The sequence below is a fragment of the Rummeliibacillus sp. JY-2-4R genome, assembly GCF_053847205.1.
Genome location: NZ_CM132623.1, coordinates 1,272,708 through 1,289,525, shown reverse-complemented (window position 1 = coordinate 1,289,525; position 16,818 = coordinate 1,272,708). Strand labels below are relative to the sequence as shown.

The window sequence follows — 16,818 nt, the reverse complement described above, 5'->3', positions numbered from 1 at the left end:
ATATTAACTTTAAAAATAATGGGATAAAGGGGTTTTTCATAATGCATAGAATATTGGAAAAAGTTGAAATGAAGCCTTTTGGAGATTCAGCGCTCATTGTTAAATTTGGTACAACTATTAATCCTGAAATAGCAAAATACATACAAGCTTTACAAAATATATTAGTAAAAAAGTTATTTGAGGGTTTTATAGAATGCGTACCGTCCTACACAAATTTAACTATTTATTATAATACAATAACAATTTTTCAAAATGGTCATAATCATCCATATCAATTTGTTGAAGATTATGTTCATGATTTATTAGAAGACTTGAAGACATCTGGTGAAGATTCTAAACGCTTGATTGAAATTCCTGTTTGTTACGGTGGAAAGTATGGCCCTGATTTGGATATTGTTGCAGATCATAATGACATCACTATGGAAGAAGTTATCCAACTCCATAGCGCGCCTGAATATCTTGTTCATATGATCGGGTTTGCGCCTGGTTTTCCATTTTTAGGTGGGATGAATGATAAGATTGCTACTCCTAGAAAGGATGTTCCAAGATTATCAATTCCTGCTGGATCAGTTGGTGTAGCTGGAAAACAAACGGGTATTTATCCATTTGAAACACCTGGTGGATGGCAAATTATTGGTCGTACACCGATACAACTTTTCTTAAGCAATGATCAACCACCTTCCCTACTACGTGCTGGCGACACTATTCGCTTTTATCCAATTTCAGAACAGGAATATAAACAAATGGGAGGAAAAGTTAAATGAGCATCTTAGTCAAAAAGCCAGGCCTACTTGCCACAATACAAGATACAGGCAGATACGGCTATCAACAATACGGTGTCATCGTCAGTGGGGCAATGGATGGTTACTCTTTAAAAATTGCCAATCATTTAGTTGGAAATGATGAAGATGAAGCTTGTATAGAAATTTCAATGCTAGGTACAGTTTTGCAATTTAACCAAGATTCTTTAATTGCTATTACTGGTGGTGATCTACAAGCATATATTAATAATAATCCTGCTCCCTTGTGGCGTTCACTATTTGTATCTAAAGGAAGTATCTTAAAATTCAAAAGACCAGTAGTTGGCTGCCGTGCTTATGTAAGTATTGCAGGTGGGTTTGAAGTTGATCCAATTATGGAGAGTAAAAGTACTTATTTAAAAGCGAAAATTGGAGGATTTTCCGGTAGGTCGTTAATGGCAAATGATGAAATTCAAATAGGAAAGCTTTCGGAAAAGCAACAGCATTTATTAGAGAAATTTAAGGAACAACTACCTGCTTCTTGGTATGTAGATTATACAGATCTTGTTTCGTTTTCACGTGAGCAAACCATTCAATACATGGAAGGAACTGAATATGCAAAGTTCACAGAAGAAAGCAGATACCTATTCGACCACTCACCTTTTAGTATTACAACGCAATCAGATCGGATGGGTTATCGTATGAATGGACCACATCTAAAGCTTACAGATAAATTTGATCTTCTCTCTGAAGCAACTACATTTGGTACTGTTCAAGTTCCATCAGGTGGACATCCAATTATTCTAATGGCAGACCGTCAAACAACTGGCGGCTATCCCAAAATTGCACAAATCATAACAGCTGACTTACCATCACTTGCTCAAATGTCCCCAAATAACATTGTCTATTTTAAGAAGGTCACATTAGAAGAAGCTCAGCAAAAACTTTTAAAAAAAGAACAAATACTACAGAAATTGAAGCGAACTATTAGCGAAAAATTGAAATAATATGAAAAGAGCTCTATCTCAAAATTCGAGATAAAGCTCTTTTATTTAGCTACTTTGTAAATATCTTTGATGATTGGTTTATTTCTGGAATATTTTGTTCCCATTCATTAAAAGCACTAATCACTTTTTTAAAAGCATAACCTTTTACAGTCAACGTGTAGAGTACCTTTTTTGTAGACTTCTCAATATAGTCTTTTTCTAATAGTTCAGCATCCACTAATTCTTGGAGGCGTTGTGTTAAAAGCTTATCCGATATGCCAGGGATTTCTGAATAGATTTCATTATATCGCTTCGGACCATCCATTAAAACATGGATTATTCGAACCATCCATCGTTTTCCCAAAAACTCAATCGCTTCATGACAACATTGCAATTAGTCCACCTCCGCAAAACATACAATCTTATATACATTGTAACATGGAAAATCTAAAATGTTGACAAATTAACTTACTTAAAGTAAGATACTTTAGAATTAACTAACTAAAAGTAAGTTTCGGAGGGAATATCATGGCAACCACGACAAATCATCTATTCACTATTATGCAAGAGCGTAAATCAGTTCGAAAATATGACCCTTCAGCAAAAATTTCTAAAGAAGAATTAGCTGACATTTTAACTGAAGCAACAACTGCTCCATCCTCAAGTAATCTTCAACCTTGGCGTTTTCTTGTCATTCAAGATGAAAACGTAAAAAAAGAGTTACGACCTATAGCAAATAATCAAGAACAAGTCGAAACAGCATCTGCTTTAATTGCTGTACTTGGTGACACTAAAATGTATGAAAATACAAAAGAGATTTATAACCAAAATGTATCTGAAGGCCATATGGATCAAGAACGAGCAGAACTATTGATCAATAATACAATAAAATTCTATTCTTCTCTTCCAAAAGAAAGCCTATATTCAATTGCAACATTTGATGCAGGTTTAATTTCCATGCAAATTATGCTTTTGGCAAAAGAACATGGTTATGATACTGTTCCAATGGGTGGATTTGATAGAGCAAAATTTGCTGAGTACTTTAAATTAGAAGATCATATTGTACCAATTCTTTTAATTTCAATTGGTAAAGCAGCAGCAAAAGCATATGGATCATCTCGCTTAGGTTTAGATAAAATAGCAAAATTTATATAATACTAAGCAACTCCCTCTAAGGTATCCTTCATATTTAATAGAGCTCAATCTCGCTTATGAGATTGAGCTCTTTTCATTACATTATATAAAGTTTTCCATAAATTGTTTCCGTTTTGAATTTCAAATCAAAAGAAATAATTGTGAATTTCATTACATATAATTACTTATAAAAAAACTCCAGACAAGTCAATTTGTCTGGAGTCTTTTATCCAATGAAGGCTTGTGCAATTCGAGCTATTCATTGTTTGAAAGAAGCTGTTAAATTGTTAATATTGTTTTCAGTATAACCAGTAAAGTTAGATCCATCTGATTTCACTTTTGCGTAATTGCCATTGAAACTTTCAAGTGTTAACCAGTTACCACTTTTTTGAATATATTTTACTGGTAAATAATTTTGGAATAGTACAGTTTTTTTATTTGTGTTCAAATTCCATTTATAGAAATTGGCATCGCTTTGTTCTGTAAAGTAAAGAACGTTTTTATCCAATGTAAAAGCTTGAGCATTCATAAGGAATTCGTAATTTTTACTTGTTGCAGCATCAATAGTGCGGTAATTCCATGTGTGGTCTTTTGCAAGTTGTTGGTCACTAATTAAGAAATAATTTAAACGATAACGATCACCACGGTCAGGCATTGGGTCATTCCATGTGATATCAAGGTTGTACCATTTCCCATTTAGTTTGACTTTATTCCAAGCGTGGTTTTGATCATGCACTTTACCTGTTATATATCTTGTTTCTACTCCTGCTTCTGTTAGAATACGATACGCTGCAAGTGCATACCCTTGGCAAACTGCTTTATGATCGAACAATGCATCATATGCTGTATGACCACCATTTGTTGCATTTTCACTATAAGCAATATGTGATGCTAAATAGCCATTTACAAAATAAACTTTTTCGAAATCACTCATTTTCTTTAACTGATTGGTTTCTACAATTTTTTTGACTTCCTGATTAATCATTTTTTCTTGTTTTGTATTAGTAAGATAAAATGATTTGAATTTAATTTGAACATATCCCATGTTTGAAGATATATAGTAAGAATAGCCGTTTAGATTTCCATATCCATAATTTGCTGTAGAACTTAATTCTTTCATTACATCTTTGAACATCTTTTCGGCTTCTTTTGTTTTATAGACAGGGATCTTCGTAGGGATGATAAATTCTGGTTTTACCTGATCCAAATTTTTCAAAATTTCTTGTTTTAGTTGAGCTTGATTTGTAATTGCTGGAGCATTCGCATTTGCATCTGCATATACATCATATCGCAAATAAAAAACAGTTCCTAAAACTAGCAAGATTCCTAGTAAACTAGCAAGAAATCTCTTCATCTAGTGATCTCCCTTCAGTTATATTCAATCTATATCAATACGAATTAGTTTAAGGTTTACTATATTCATAACTATAAACGAAATAATTGAAATGGAGACAAGTAATTTATGGTACAATGTCCAACAAAAAAATATCTTAGACTATTGGTTCATATCTAAGAATCTTTGTTGATATGAAAGTAATAATTTCAATACATATTATTCTATTACTTACCAATTTGACATCGTATTTTCACTTTTGCTTTTGCCAATTGGGAAAATAATGATATAATAGTGACACAAAAACCAGAAGGGACGATGGGTGGCCGATGATTTTCTAATCTTATTTTCATTATTGAAAAGTCAACATTTCAATGAATACAAAATAGGATTAGTCTGCCCATTTTCTATAAAGATGTAAAGCTATTTATAATAGCTTATTTTTAGCTTTTTAAATTGCGACTAATCCTTCCAAAATACTTTGGGAGGATTTTTTATTCTCCCTTAAAAGAGAGGGATTGTATATGCAAGAACTAGTAAAACTTCAACAATTAAGCTTTGAATTCTTAGACCAAATGATCTTCAAAGATATTAATGCCACCATTCAAAAAGGTGATGTTATCGGCATTATTGGAAAAAACGGCGCGGGAAAATCCACTTTGCTTAAACTTATCCAAGGTCAATTACAACCTACGACAGGTCAATTACATTTTGTTTCTAAAAATTTTACAACCTTCTGTGTGGAACAAGAAGTGGAATCCTATTCAACTAAGGAAATCTATTCTGAAGAAGCAACATTATTGAACAAGTGGAATGTTCCCTTAAACTTTTATAACAATTTAAGTGGCGGTGAAAAATTAAAAGCACGACTTGCGGAAGGCTTTTCAAAAAATGCAGATCTATTGTCACTCGATGAACCAACTAACCATTTAGACACACAAAGTCTGACATTATTAACGAGTCAGATCAAAAACTATAAGGGTACCATATTGATTGTCTCTCATGATCGGCATTTCCTCGATACTGTAGTAACGAAAATCTGGTCACTAGAAGGGAATCAACTGATTGAGCATAAGGGAAACTATTCAAGTTATATGGGTTTTCGCGATCAAAAAAGACGTACACAACAACATGAATATGATAAACAACAACAAATGGTAAAACGCATTGAAGCTCAAATTAATGAACTGACAAACTGGTCTCAAAAAGCACATGCACAATCTACAAAACAAGAAGCTTTTAAAGAATTCTACCGTGTAAAAGCAAAACGCATGGACGCCCAAGTGAAATCGAAACGAAAACGCTTAGAAAAAGAACTTGAAAAGGCAAAAGTTGATAAAGTAGACCCAGACTATACAGTTCAATTTTCCATTGATTTTCACAAAAAATTAGGTAAACGTTTTTTAGAAGTAAAGGATGTTTCGAAGTCATTTGGTAACAGAATTTTATTCCAAGATGTCAATTTCACCATCCAACATGGTGAAAAACTAGCAATTGTAGGACCCAATGGCAGCGGTAAAACTACTTTATTGAAAATGATTATGGGTCTTGAATCAGTAAATGGGGAAATTTGGATCTCCCCTACTTCCAAAATTGGTTATCTCACCCAAGAAGTATTTGATTTGCCACTTTCACAAACTCCTGACCAATTGTTCTTCAGAGAAACATACGAAGAAAGAGGAAAAGTTCAAAACTTAATGAAGCATCTAGGCTTTAGCGTTACACAATGGAAAGAGCCCATATCCAACATGAGTATGGGTGAACGAGTTAAATGCAAATTAATGAATTATATATTGGAGGAGATGGACGTTCTCATTTTAGATGAGCCAACTAACCATCTAGATCTCCCTTCAAGAGAGCAGCTTGAAGAAACATTATCTTTATATGGTGGAACATTACTCATTGTTTCTCATGACCTATATTTTCTAAATAAGATTACAAAAAATCAGCTAGTATTTATGAACAAAACTATTCAAAAACAGTTAGAGAATGTTTCTGTCACACCAATTGACAATAAAAAAAATGAACAAGAATTACGGCTTAAACTCGAGAATGAAAGGCAGGAAGTGCTAGGTAAACTTAGCTTTCTGACGCCAAAGGATAAAGAATACGCTATGCTTGACCAAAGATTCAATGAACTAACAAAACAAATCAATAAACTAAAATAGAAAAAAATAGACTTGTTCAAATTTCAAATGAGAACAAGTCTATTTTTTTAGTTTAGATATAGTTACCTATGTGATAAAAAGGTACACCCAAATAATTGACCATCCTAATCCTGCTATTGCACAAGCATATAGAATGGAAGAATGTCTTACGGCTGCTACGAAAATCTCCTTTATCGTGACGATTATAATTATCCCCAACGCTATGCTTATAATGAATGCTAAAATAACAGGAAACTTCATACCAATGATGCTACCTAAAATAGCCCCCACCCCAACAGGTAAAGAAATGAAACTTATAATGAACAAAAAATGTTTAAACTTCAATCCTGCTAAAAACAAAGGAATGAACATGGCAATACCTTCTGGAATATTATGGACAACGAGAGTTTGTAAGAGAGATTTGCTTAGCTCTAAATGATAACTCGATCCAAAAGCAATGCCCAGTGGTAGATTATGAATTGTGATACTGATTGCTAACAAAAAACCTGTTTGGATGAAGCGATCTTTTTGAAGATTATTTGTTGAAGGAATTATTTTATGTGTGAATTCATGGATGACCAAGAAGCTAATTGTACCTAATAAAGAGCCTATTACGAGAATTTTCCACCCTCCAAGATACAAGCTTTCTGGTGCAATCTCAAAATAAACCAACCCAAGCAATACCCCTGTACATAAAGCGTTAATCGTTGATACTTTTTGCTGTAAATTTTTTAACAATGATGCCATTACCCCACCAAGCCCAAATCCTAATACAGATCCCAAAAAACCAACTGCACCAATATATACCATACGCTCTCATCCCCTATCCTACATTAAAAGATATGGAGAGATGTACAAATTTATTCGACTGTATAATGTATGAAACAATCTTAAACCTATGTGTTTCTTTACTTTAAAACTTTAGCTAAAAAATCCTCTAGGTAAGACAAACTTCTCTAGAGGATTCTCGTAATTTTGCAAGAAAGCTAGAATAACCTTATACATGCATTATTTTTCAATCGCTGCTTTACCAAAGATCAGTTTCAAAAGTGGAGGAGTAACCAGTGTTGTCATAACGACGACAATAATCATCGGTGTGTAATATTGTTCAGGTAATAATTTAGATTCAAGACCCATTGCTGCAATAATTAAAGCCACTTCTCCTCGAGAAATCATACCAGCCCCAATTCCCATGGATGAATGCATTGTAATGCCAGAAATTTTCGCACCCAATCCTGCACCAATAAATTTTGAAAGAATCGCAATTATTGAGAAAACAATAATTAAACCTAGCTGATCGCTTATCCCTCTAAATGATACAGATAATCCAATGCTGACAAAGAAAATTGGTACAAAGATGCTATAAGCAATTGGTTCAACTTTTTTTTCAATTTCTTTCTTATATTTCGTTTGGGCAATGGCAATTCCTGCAAAGAATGCACCAATAATGCCTGCAATACCTAAATATTCTCCAAAATATGCAAAGCCAAAGCAAATGATTAATGCACAACTTAATAGTGGCTCTGTCACTTTAAATTTTGCAAATAATTTTAATAACTTAGGTACAGCCCATTTAGATGCTAAAAATAGTAGCACAAAGAATATAATTTTTTTTCCTATCAAAAATGAGATACTAACATTAGAATCTCCAAAAAAGCTCATGGCAATTGCCAGTAGTACGACTACAATAATATCGTCTAATACTGCTGCTCCTAGCAATGTAGCGCCTTCCTTAGAGTTTAACCATCCCAGTTCTCTAAGCGTTTGTACTGAGATACTTACAGAAGTTGCTGATAATAATAACCCTAAGAAAATAGCTTCAGAAGTCGATAAACCATAATATAATGAACCAATGTATCCTAAAATGATTGGCGCTATAATGCCCCCAACAGCTACTAAAAGTGCTGCTTTTTTATTTCGATTTAAATCTTCCAAATTCGTTTCAAGTCCAGCTAAAAACATTAAAAGGATTACACCAATATTACTAAAAACTTGAAGTATTTCAGTGTCTTGCACCCATCCTAATAGTGCAGGCCCTATAACAATTCCTACAATAATTTCTCCTAAAACAGATGGCTGACCAAGTCTCACACTCAAGTGTCCTGCAATTTTCGTTGCTAATAAGATGATGGCAATTTGTAAAATAAACAAATAATTCCCTCCCCATTTGATTTATAACATAAAAAAACACATGGCGAAGCCAGATTGACTGACTCCACCATGTGTTGCGTTCAATTATTAATTTTATAAATATTGTACATGAATTTTTAAGGTTTGTAAAATCTTTAACTTGATTACCATAATTATTATCTTCAATTCTACTAAATCATATCAATTGCAAAAAAATTATATATTGTGCAATAATAGGAACAAATGTTCCTAATGTGAATTACTCTATTATTTTAATATTAATTTATAAATATTTGAACCGTAGAATTTGTTATTACAACAAATTATTTGTTATATTATTGTATAGGGAACTTTTGAACTTAAAGGTAAATTAAAAGGAAAAATGTAATATTAAGGAAAAAATAAAATATTATAAACAAATAGTCCGCTCATTTTCACCCTATTTTTTATTTATTTTTTCTGAATATTTAAATATGTGAATCTATTGTTAAATGAAGTGTTTTTTGAGCAAGAATACGAATTAATATTCCACTGGTATTTTTATGTACATTATTGTAAGGTCACCAATTTTTTAAAGTTTGAAATTTATTTTTAAAGGGGAGTAAAAGGATTCATGCACATAGGAGATTTTGTTGCAATCGTAAATTCATCGAGAGACACCATTCGTTATTATGAAGAACTTAATCTAATTAATCCAATTAGAGATGGGGATAAAAGAAATTATACTGAAAAAGATATTAGAGATTTTTATGCTATTAAAGAATTGGAGTCATTAGGTTTTACAGTAAGTGAAATTCAAATAATATTTTATATTAACCGTTCAGATGACACAAGGTATGCAATTGATGAAATTCACGATAAAATGTATTCAATCATTAGAACGATTGAAAAAACCGAAAAAGAATTATCTAAACGAAAAATGAAGTTATATGCTATGTTATCAAAGTTAGAAAGTACAGAAAATGAGAAAATAATGCGTTAATTCTTTTCCCTTAGCAACTCAGCTCTTTTTTACCTGTCTGGAAAATGGAATAATTTACGTAGATTAACTGTTAGGAGTTGAAAATTTCTGATTATGTAACTTTTCATCAGAAAATAAAGCTTTTTAACTCAAGATGCTCTGATTTTTATCTTTCTTTTTAAATTTATACTCTTCGAAAAGGGACTCCTAATTATTTGGAGGTCCCTTTTTCTACGAATTCCATATGAGCAGCTTTGTTCATATGTCATTTATCTATTCCTAAAGCTTTTTCAAAAATTCTCTCATTAAACCTGGTAAGTCAGGCCATGCGTGTCCACTTACTAAATTTCCATCTGAATGAAGTGGATTATCTATATACTTACCTCCCGCAACGATTACTTCTGGTTTACATGCAACATAAGCCGTAAGTTCTCGATCTTTAATGACATTAGGTACAACAGCAAAAATTTGGGCTGCATGGCAAACTGCTGCAATAGGTTTATCTGCTTCAAAGAAGTGGCTTACAATACTTGGAATATATTCGTTTAAGCGAATGTATTCTGGAGCGCGACCACCAGGAATAATAAGTCCATCATATTCTGATGGATTAATATCTGCAAAACTAGCATTTGCATCTAATCCATAACCCGGCTTTTCTGTATAAGTATCCATACCTTCGATGAAATCATGAACTACGGTTTGGATTTTTTTTACACTTGGCGCAGCAATTGTAACGTTATATCCTTCCTCTAAACAACGATAGTAAGGATAGTACACTTCTAATGCCTCCACAGCATCTCCAACTATTATCAAAATTTTCTTTGTCATTTCGTCATCTCCTTAAGTTAACTGTACCTACAGGAACAAATTCGACTTATGACAAAAAAATCCTGTTAAATAAAAATATTCTTAGATTCTTAAGTATTTAAGTAGTAGAAACATATTAAGTATCTAACATTTCTAAATTTGTCATAAAGTAATTTTCATCATCCATTGGTAATATTGATTCAAGGTGATTTATTCTTTGTTTTTTAATCCTTTTCTTTGTCGATAAATCATAGGTTTCTAAGAAAAATTTTCGATTCTTATTAGAGTAGATATAATGGATTTGATTGTCTCTAAATGATAGTTGCTCAAATCGACTATTGCCGTTTTTCTCATGATGAAGTTGCATTACTTTCTGAACATCATTATGTGAAAAGTTATATTCATACACTTCTCCTAATCCATTTACATAATAAAATGAACCATTATTTGCGTATGCCGAATGATTAAAATTGTATGGTAGCGCATTTTCAACTTGATATTTTGTTCGGTATTTTAACAGCGGTTTCGTCTTAACATTTTTTGTATCTTGGTTGATAATAATCAGTTCTAAATCTTCATGTTCTTCCGATTGATAATTAGTCATTATAAAATAGTAATTTGTATTATCCATTACTACAGGAGTTAACGCATCTAAATCTTCCGCATCTTGCAAGGGAAGCTCTAGCCACTTTTTTGTGTTTCCTTTAGCACCAAGTTGTACTTTTTGTATAGCAAATTTCCCAGTAACTAAATCTTGTGTTAAGAGAATAAGTGAATCTGATAATTCTCCAACAGCAGACACAAAAAATGGAACTGAAGTAACTTTCATTGCCTTTTCATTTCCGTATCGAATTATTGTTTTATAGTCTTCTTTTTTACTAAAGCCCGTATTATATAAGCTATAAAATTGTTTTGTTTTCGGAAGAAAACCTGTTTGAATTCCACGTAATTCTTTAGAAACCATTTCATATGTATGCAAAGTATTGCTTAGCAATAGAATTCTTTTAGAATCTTCTATCATTAATTGGTCTTGATTATAAAATGTACCTCCATTTTCAATTCCTGACAACTTAAGTCCCCTTGCGTTTCCTAATTGATCGATGAAAATTACTTTACCATTGCCTTTACCTTTTTGTAATTCTTCTGTTGTCGAAGAAGTATAGAGTACAGCCTGTTGTTGATTGATAAAATTTTCTTTCTTTAAATCAGCCATTGTATATGTAGTTTTATTGATTACGGATGCTTTTTTATAATATGTAAATGCAAATATCCCTAAAACGAATAGAACAATTGCACTACACAATAGGCCAAACTTTTTTAGCATCAAAGAAACCTCCCAATTCACTTAAACTAAAATTGAAATCTCTGTAATTTTCTATTAATATTTTACCATATATTTTCCGGGAAATATTTTGTAGTTTTATAGCTATTTACTTTCAGATTAGTATTTATTTAGTATGTGATTTCTTTTTAAGAAAAAAGTATCTCTATAAATTTGAATGTACGGGGTCTCTCTAATCAAATAAAAAAGAATTGACCAATTTGTATTTGGTCAATTCTTTAACCTGCTACACTATTTTCGTAATACCAGTTTAAGAAATCTTCTTTTTTAACGACGTTAAGCATACACGGTGTGCGTTCTTGTTGTTCTAATTTTATCCATTCATGATAAAATTCATGTTCTACATGTAATGTCATATATGGAAGTTTGGCCTGGGCTTTTTGAGAACGCGTATTTCCTAATCTCGCACCAGCAAAAACATAGTTTAATTGGAAATGTTCAAATGCGATTTTCAACATTTCCATTTTGGCTAATTGGTTATAGCCTTTGCCCCAATAAGGGCGTCCTATCCAAGTACCAATATGGCAGAGCTTTTGTTTATCATCTATCCCTTTTAATGAAATAACCCCTATCAATTGGTTTTTTTCATTAAAAATCATTCTTGAAAATTGTTGGCCTAGTCTTTCTTCTAACTGCATTAAGCGGATAAAATCTCTTTCACCTTCAATAGAACATTGTCTATCCGAAAGGCCAAGTGCATTTTGAACTTCAGGATTACTAATTAGTCTAGACATTTCTTCGGCATAACTTACATCATGAGGAACTAGCTGAATACTTACCATAGTAAAAAACCTCCTTGAAGTAGTTTTCAAAAAGTTTACTTACACATTATTTACTTACTATTTCGATTATTTCACAATATAATTTAATTGCTCTTATTATAGTCATAAAATAGACACATTTTCAAACAATTACTCTTATATGCATATAAAATACTTTACAAAATTTCTTTTGTAAATTTTGAATATTTATTTGTAAAATTTTGAATAAAAAGAAGGTTTAAGAATTCAGAATATAGAAATAATAGGCATACAAAAGCATAAGGAGATGTTGTGAATGAAGGATCTAAACACGGCCATTTTTCTTTTGGTAATAGGCATTATCTTATTAGTTGGAGGAATTGTTGCACCAATCTATAGTATTGAAATCAGATTATTATTTTGGATATTAAGTGTTGCATCCTTTTACACTAGTTATGCTATGTATTTTGCAAAGGTTAAACGTGAAAAAGACTTGGTCAATTCGTAAAATTTTAAATTCAAAAGCTTTGGGCACCTTGAATGCATATATAAGGATGCCCACGTTCCCTACATACTAAAAATCATATACCCACAAATTTAATTGTTGAAACCAACAATTTATTATTTTTTAAATTGAATGCGTTAAAAAACATGATTATAATAATTGCTAAAAGTTTGTAAGCTACCTTAACAAAATTTAAAAACCTTCAGAAAAGGTGGACTATCTGAAGGTTCTTAGTTTGAACGCTTTCTATGATTATTTTGCAAAGAAAATTTAATTATTTTCTTTTGCTTTAGCACGTGCTTCGGTCATTTGTTTCCATACAGAGCCCATTGCATCAATCCCTTGGGATATACGGGCAATGGCCATTTTGACTTGTAATTTCACTTCGAATTCTGGATCGTCACTTGCTACTTCAAGAGCAGCTAAGCTTGCTTTAGTACCTGTTTCATAAAGATACATAGCAGCTCGCCAACGAACAAGCTTATTGCGATCCTTTAATGCTTCAGACATAGCTGTTTCAAATTCCGCAAAACCTAAATCACTAATACAATCACCTGCTGTACGTCTAACAGATGCACTTTTATCTTGAAGAGCTTGTATTAAATATGGAACAACTTTTTTATCTTTAATCATACCAAGATACACGGTTGCAAGACGACGTATGGACATTTTCTCATCAGTTAATGCTTTTTGTAGTAGTGGTAAATCATCCACTTCCGGATCAGCCATTTGATCAAGTAATTGGAAACGAGTTTCCCAATTCTCTACATCAAACTCTTGAGGGGTAACTTTCCGTTTGTTCCGTGTAACATTTGTTTTTTGTTCTTTACTTGTAGTTATTAGTTCTTCAATCCGGTTTTCTGGGAATGCAGCCTCAATCTCATCTACCATACTTTGGCCAATCTCTTCCTTTTCCCCATAACGAACGCCATAATCGACCCATTTTCGTTGTAAAATATAGTTTTCATCGTCCTGCATGGCCTTGTTAAATGCATCGATAAATCGTTTTGCTAGTCCATAACGTTGTTCAGAGATACTATCAAATACTTTTACTTGAAGCGGTATCCCTTTGAACATTTGTACATGAACATACACTTCCCCATAATGTTCATCTACTTGTTCTACATTTGAAGTTTCGTTTTGTTCGCCAAATGCATTACGTACTGCTGCTAAAATATTTTCCCAATCATACTTTGAAATCCGTTCTACAGCTAGAAAATCTGCAACATGGTATACACCTTTTACGCCTTCAATTGCTAAAATATCTTGTATCTCTTTTGGGGCTTCTGCTATATTTTTTTCGTTGTAATTATTTGCAGTGCCGAATGGTAACTCTTGATTAAGAATTACTTTCATCGTATTTGGACTTGGAGTTGGTTCAATTGTAATTATATTCATCATGGATTCACCCTTTCATTAACCATTGACAATTTCCTGTAAGTATTCCCATCGTTCAATTAGATGTTCGTATTGTGCATTTAACTCATCTAATTCTGCTGTCAAATTTTGCAATAATGTAAAATCAGAACCAGCGCTTGAAATCCCTTCTTCTGCTGCCATAATGGCTTCTTCTACTTTTGCAATATCTTCTTCAATTGTTTCCCATTCTTTTGTTTCTTTAAAAGTTAATTTTTTCTTTTGTACTTTTGGTACTCGCACTTTTTCTACTTTCACTTCTTGTACTAGAGGTTTTACAATTTGTGATTGTTTCGCAAGGTAATCACTGTAAACATCCAATGATTCTTCAATACCCCCATAACCGTCTAATACCCACAATTTCTTAGCTATACGATCAAGGAAAAATCGGTCATGTGAAATGGTCACAACGACACCTTGGAATTGTTCAATAAAATCTTCCAAAACAGATAGTGTCTCAATATCTAAGTCATTTGTCGGTTCATCTAGCAATAGAACATTCGGTTGTTCCATTAACAATTTTAATAGGAAAAGTCGTTTCCGCTCTCCGCCAGATAACTTTCCAATTGGTGTCCCATGTGTATGTAATGGGAATAAAAATCGTTCTAGCATTTGTGCAGCAGAGTGATGTTCCCCTGTTGCGTCTTCTATATCATTCGCCGTTTCGCGAATATATTCAATCATACGCTGATTTGTATCCATCTCAGGAAGATGTTGTGTAAAATGTGCAATGCGTACTGTAGAGCCCACTTCAATCGTCCCTGAATCAGGAACAATATCCCCTGCCAGCATATTTAATAATGTACTTTTCCCCGCACCATTGGCACCAATAATTCCAATTCGGTCACCAAATTGTAAAAGAAATGAAAAATGCTCAATTAAATGTTTATCTTGATAGCCCTTTGAAATATCCTTTGCTTCAATTACCTTTTTTCCTAATCGGGTAGTAACTAGTCCTAATTCAAGATTTGTATCTTCTGATTTATGTTCTAGATTTTCTGAAAGTTCTTCAAATCGTTGAATTCTGGCTTTTTGTTTTGTTGATCTAGCTTGAGCGCCACGGCGAATCCATTTTAATTCTGAACGATAACGGTTACGCATTTTTGATTGGGTTGCAACTGCCATTTCCTCACGAATTGCTTTTGCTTCTAAGAAGTTTGCATAATTGCCGTTATGCTTATACAATGTTTTGTTCGCTATCTCATAAATATCAGTTGAAACAGCATCTAGGAAGTATCGATCATGCGTGATAAAAATTACTGCGCCTTTTAACCGCCCAACCATCTCTTGCAACCATTCTGTTGATTGCACATCTAAATGGTTCGTAGGTTCATCTAGTAAATATAAATCAGCTGGTTCAATTAATACTTTTGCTAAAGCAACTCGTTTTTGTTGTCCACCTGAAAGGTTCACTACTTCTTCTTCAAACATTTCAATACCAAGCTTTGTTAGCGCTGTTTTAGCTAATGCATTGACATCCCATGCCTGTTTTTGATCCATTTGTTGTTGCAATCTGAATAATTTATCTTGCAAAGTGGTTGACTCTGGATTATGACTTAGCATGGACACTGTTTCTTCATATTCTCGGTTTAACTTTAATGTAGGTGAATCACCTGCAAATACTGCTTGTAGTACTGTTTCCCCTGATGAAAAAACAGGATTTTGTGGTAAATATGCAATCCGATACTTATTAGGATGGTCTAATTTGATTGAATCTGCTTCTAATTCTCCTGCTAATATAGAAAGTAACGTTGATTTTCCCGTTCCGTTAATACCAATTAGCCCTGCTCTTTCTCCTTCGACAATCGTAAATTCTATATTTTCAAAAAGCGTTTTATCGCCTACTGTTTTTGTACAATTTGAAACGATTAAATGACTCATAATTCCCCTTCTCTTTCTAACTTCAGTTGTTGTAAAAAGTCTACCATAAATTGATGACGTGATTTTGCCATTTGCTTTCCTTTTGGAGTTGTCATTAAATCCTTTAATAATAGAAGCTTTTCATAAAAATGCGTGACAGATGCTGTATCTTTTTTTCGATATTCTTCTTCTGTCATTTGATGACGAATCTCTTCATCCACATCATATAATTTACGCCCTTTTGCTCCGCCGTAGGCAAAAGTTCTTGCAATCCCAACCGCCCCAATCGCATCAAGTCTATCAGCATCTCTTACAATTTTCGCCTCTAATGAATTGATTTCTAGTTCATTTCCTCCGCGAAATGATACACAAGCAATAATATCTTGGATTTGTTTAATCTCCATATCTGTTAGATTGAGCTTTTGTAAAATTGAAATTTCGTTTTCTTTTCCACTTGTATATTTCGGATCACTTACATCATGTAGTAGAACCGCTAATTGGACGATTTCTGAATTTGCTAGAGGTTCTGTATTTAGGATTGTTTTTGCATTCATCATAACGCGTTCTATATGTTGAAAATCATGACTAGCGTCAAACTGGTTGTAAATAGATTTCACGAGTTTTTCGCATTGTTCTATTCTGTTCATTTTTTAGATGACTCCTTTATTTGCAGGGTATTTCTATTATACCTGTAATTTCAATAGTGTTGGGGATTTA

16 protein-coding genes are annotated in these 16,818 nt (G+C 32.9%); 6 read left to right on the top strand and 10 right to left on the bottom strand.

Annotated elements, in window-relative coordinates; translation table 11 throughout:
- Nucleotides 1-41 precede the first annotated feature (41 nt).
- Together pxpB and ACWV26_RS06065 are read left to right on the top strand one after the other, a co-directional pair.
- Nucleotides 42-764 carry a 5-oxoprolinase subunit PxpB gene (gene pxpB / locus ACWV26_RS06070; RefSeq protein ID WP_455897456.1) on the top strand — a complete coding sequence of 241 codons (723 nt, stop codon included), beginning with the start codon at nt 42-44 and terminating at the stop codon, nt 762-764.
- The gene (locus tag ACWV26_RS06065; protein WP_455897455.1) at nt 761-1,747 is read left to right on the top strand and encodes a 5-oxoprolinase subunit C family protein; all 987 of its coding nucleotides are present in this window, start codon (nt 761-763) and stop codon (nt 1,745-1,747) included. The genes pxpB and ACWV26_RS06065 overlap by 4 nt, the downstream gene beginning before the upstream one ends.
- A 49-nt stretch (nt 1,748-1,796) precedes the next feature.
- On the opposite strand, the gene ACWV26_RS06060 is transcribed toward ACWV26_RS06065, so the two are convergent.
- Complete coding sequence (locus ACWV26_RS06060) at nt 1,797-2,120, bottom strand: winged helix-turn-helix transcriptional regulator (RefSeq protein WP_455897454.1); 324 nt, start codon at nt 2,118-2,120, stop codon at nt 1,797-1,799.
- A gap of 134 nt (nt 2,121-2,254) precedes the next feature.
- Between ACWV26_RS06060 and ACWV26_RS06055 the strand changes: the two genes are divergently transcribed.
- Complete coding sequence (locus tag ACWV26_RS06055) at nt 2,255-2,881, top strand: nitroreductase family protein (protein ID WP_455897453.1); 627 nt, start codon at nt 2,255-2,257, stop codon at nt 2,879-2,881.
- A gap of 238 nt (nt 2,882-3,119) precedes the next feature.
- Here ACWV26_RS06055 and ACWV26_RS06050 read toward each other — a convergent pair whose 3' ends face one another.
- Nucleotides 3,120-4,214 (bottom strand): transglutaminase domain-containing protein, encoded by a 1,095-nt coding sequence (locus tag ACWV26_RS06050; protein WP_455897452.1) that lies wholly within the window; start codon nt 4,212-4,214, stop codon nt 3,120-3,122.
- Nucleotides 4,215-4,717: 503 nt separating this feature from the next.
- Between ACWV26_RS06050 and abc-f the strand changes: the two genes are divergently transcribed.
- Nucleotides 4,718-6,361, top strand: coding sequence for a ribosomal protection-like ABC-F family protein (gene abc-f / locus ACWV26_RS06045; RefSeq protein WP_455897451.1), 1,644 nt, complete (start codon nt 4,718-4,720; stop codon nt 6,359-6,361).
- A 66-nt stretch (nt 6,362-6,427) separates the two neighbouring features.
- Here the strand turns inward: abc-f and ACWV26_RS06040 are convergent, their stop codons facing one another.
- Together ACWV26_RS06040 and ACWV26_RS06035 are read right to left on the bottom strand one after the other, a co-directional pair.
- Nucleotides 6,428-7,150, bottom strand: a complete 723-nt coding sequence (locus ACWV26_RS06040; protein ID WP_455897450.1) for a ZIP family metal transporter — start codon at nt 7,148-7,150, stop codon at nt 6,428-6,430.
- Nucleotides 7,151-7,348: 198 nt separating this feature from the next.
- Entirely contained in the window at nt 7,349-8,491 is a 1,143-nt protein-coding gene (locus ACWV26_RS06035) for a cation:proton antiporter (RefSeq protein ID WP_455897449.1), read from the bottom strand.
- A 592-nt stretch (nt 8,492-9,083) separates the two neighbouring features.
- Here ACWV26_RS06035 and ACWV26_RS06030 point away from each other — a divergent pair.
- Entirely contained in the window at nt 9,084-9,452 is a 369-nt protein-coding gene (locus tag ACWV26_RS06030) for a MerR family transcriptional regulator (protein WP_455897448.1), read from the top strand.
- Between the two features lie 258 nt (nt 9,453-9,710).
- Here ACWV26_RS06030 and ACWV26_RS06025 read toward each other — a convergent pair whose 3' ends face one another.
- The 3 genes from ACWV26_RS06025 to ACWV26_RS06015 all read right to left on the bottom strand — a co-directional run bounded on the left by ACWV26_RS06025 (nt 9,711) and on the right by ACWV26_RS06015 (nt 12,362).
- Nucleotides 9,711-10,259 carry a DJ-1/PfpI family protein gene (locus ACWV26_RS06025; protein ID WP_455897447.1) on the bottom strand — a complete coding sequence of 183 codons (549 nt, stop codon included), beginning with the start codon at nt 10,257-10,259 and terminating at the stop codon, nt 9,711-9,713.
- Between the two features lie 115 nt (nt 10,260-10,374).
- Nucleotides 10,375-11,562, bottom strand: a complete 1,188-nt coding sequence (locus ACWV26_RS06020; protein ID WP_455897446.1) for a hypothetical protein — start codon at nt 11,560-11,562, stop codon at nt 10,375-10,377.
- A gap of 236 nt (nt 11,563-11,798) precedes the next feature.
- Nucleotides 11,799-12,362, bottom strand: coding sequence for a GNAT family N-acetyltransferase (locus ACWV26_RS06015; protein ID WP_455897445.1), 564 nt, complete (start codon nt 12,360-12,362; stop codon nt 11,799-11,801).
- Nucleotides 12,363-12,636: 274 nt separating this feature from the next.
- Between ACWV26_RS06015 and ACWV26_RS06010 the strand changes: the two genes are divergently transcribed.
- The gene (locus ACWV26_RS06010) at nt 12,637-12,828 is read left to right on the top strand and encodes a hypothetical protein (RefSeq protein ID WP_455897444.1); all 192 of its coding nucleotides are present in this window, start codon (nt 12,637-12,639) and stop codon (nt 12,826-12,828) included.
- 267 nt (nt 12,829-13,095) lie between these two features.
- Here the strand turns inward: ACWV26_RS06010 and ACWV26_RS06005 are convergent, their stop codons facing one another.
- From ACWV26_RS06005 to ACWV26_RS05995, 3 genes are read right to left on the bottom strand one after another with little or no spacing between them, the layout of a single operon-like run.
- A complete protein-coding gene (locus ACWV26_RS06005) occupies nt 13,096-14,223 on the bottom strand; it encodes a conserved virulence factor C family protein (RefSeq protein ID WP_455898192.1) in 1,128 nt (375 codons plus the stop codon).
- Between the two features lie 18 nt (nt 14,224-14,241).
- Nucleotides 14,242-16,122, bottom strand: coding sequence for an ABC-F family ATP-binding cassette domain-containing protein (locus tag ACWV26_RS06000; protein WP_455897443.1), 1,881 nt, complete (start codon nt 16,120-16,122; stop codon nt 14,242-14,244).
- Complete coding sequence (locus ACWV26_RS05995) at nt 16,119-16,748, bottom strand: HD domain-containing protein (protein ID WP_455897442.1); 630 nt, start codon at nt 16,746-16,748, stop codon at nt 16,119-16,121. Before ACWV26_RS05995 ends, ACWV26_RS06000 begins: the two co-directional genes overlap by 4 nt.
- Nucleotides 16,749-16,818 lie beyond the last annotated feature (70 nt).

Excerpts from the sequence above, each read along its gene's own strand:
- ACWV26_RS06030 (WP_455897448.1), top strand. The coding sequence starts at position 9,084 with ATGCACATAGGAGATTTTGTTGCAATCGTAAATTCATCGAGAGACACC.
- ACWV26_RS06015 (WP_455897445.1), bottom strand. The coding sequence starts at position 12,362 with ATGGTAAGTATTCAGCTAGTTCCTCATGATGTAAGTTATGCCGAAGAA.
- ACWV26_RS06000 (WP_455897443.1), bottom strand. The coding sequence starts at position 16,122 with ATGAGTCATTTAATCGTTTCAAATTGTACAAAAACAGTAGGCGATAAA.
- ACWV26_RS06050 (WP_455897452.1), bottom strand. The coding sequence starts at position 4,214 with ATGAAGAGATTTCTTGCTAGTTTACTAGGAATCTTGCTAGTTTTAGGA.
- ACWV26_RS06010 (WP_455897444.1), top strand. The coding sequence starts at position 12,637 with ATGAAGGATCTAAACACGGCCATTTTTCTTTTGGTAATAGGCATTATC.
- ACWV26_RS06055 (WP_455897453.1), top strand. The coding sequence starts at position 2,255 with ATGGCAACCACGACAAATCATCTATTCACTATTATGCAAGAGCGTAAA.
- ACWV26_RS06025 (WP_455897447.1), bottom strand. The coding sequence starts at position 10,259 with ATGACAAAGAAAATTTTGATAATAGTTGGAGATGCTGTGGAGGCATTA.
- abc-f (WP_455897451.1), top strand. The coding sequence starts at position 4,718 with ATGCAAGAACTAGTAAAACTTCAACAATTAAGCTTTGAATTCTTAGAC.
- ACWV26_RS06065 (WP_455897455.1), top strand. The coding sequence starts at position 761 with ATGAGCATCTTAGTCAAAAAGCCAGGCCTACTTGCCACAATACAAGAT.
- pxpB (WP_455897456.1), top strand. The coding sequence starts at position 42 with ATGCATAGAATATTGGAAAAAGTTGAAATGAAGCCTTTTGGAGATTCA.
- ACWV26_RS06020 (WP_455897446.1), bottom strand. The coding sequence starts at position 11,562 with ATGCTAAAAAAGTTTGGCCTATTGTGTAGTGCAATTGTTCTATTCGTT.
- ACWV26_RS06005 (WP_455898192.1), bottom strand. The coding sequence starts at position 14,223 with ATGAATATAATTACAATTGAACCAACTCCAAGTCCAAATACGATGAAA.
- ACWV26_RS06040 (WP_455897450.1), bottom strand. The coding sequence starts at position 7,150 with ATGGTATATATTGGTGCAGTTGGTTTTTTGGGATCTGTATTAGGATTT.
- ACWV26_RS05995 (WP_455897442.1), bottom strand. The coding sequence starts at position 16,748 with ATGAACAGAATAGAACAATGCGAAAAACTCGTGAAATCTATTTACAAC.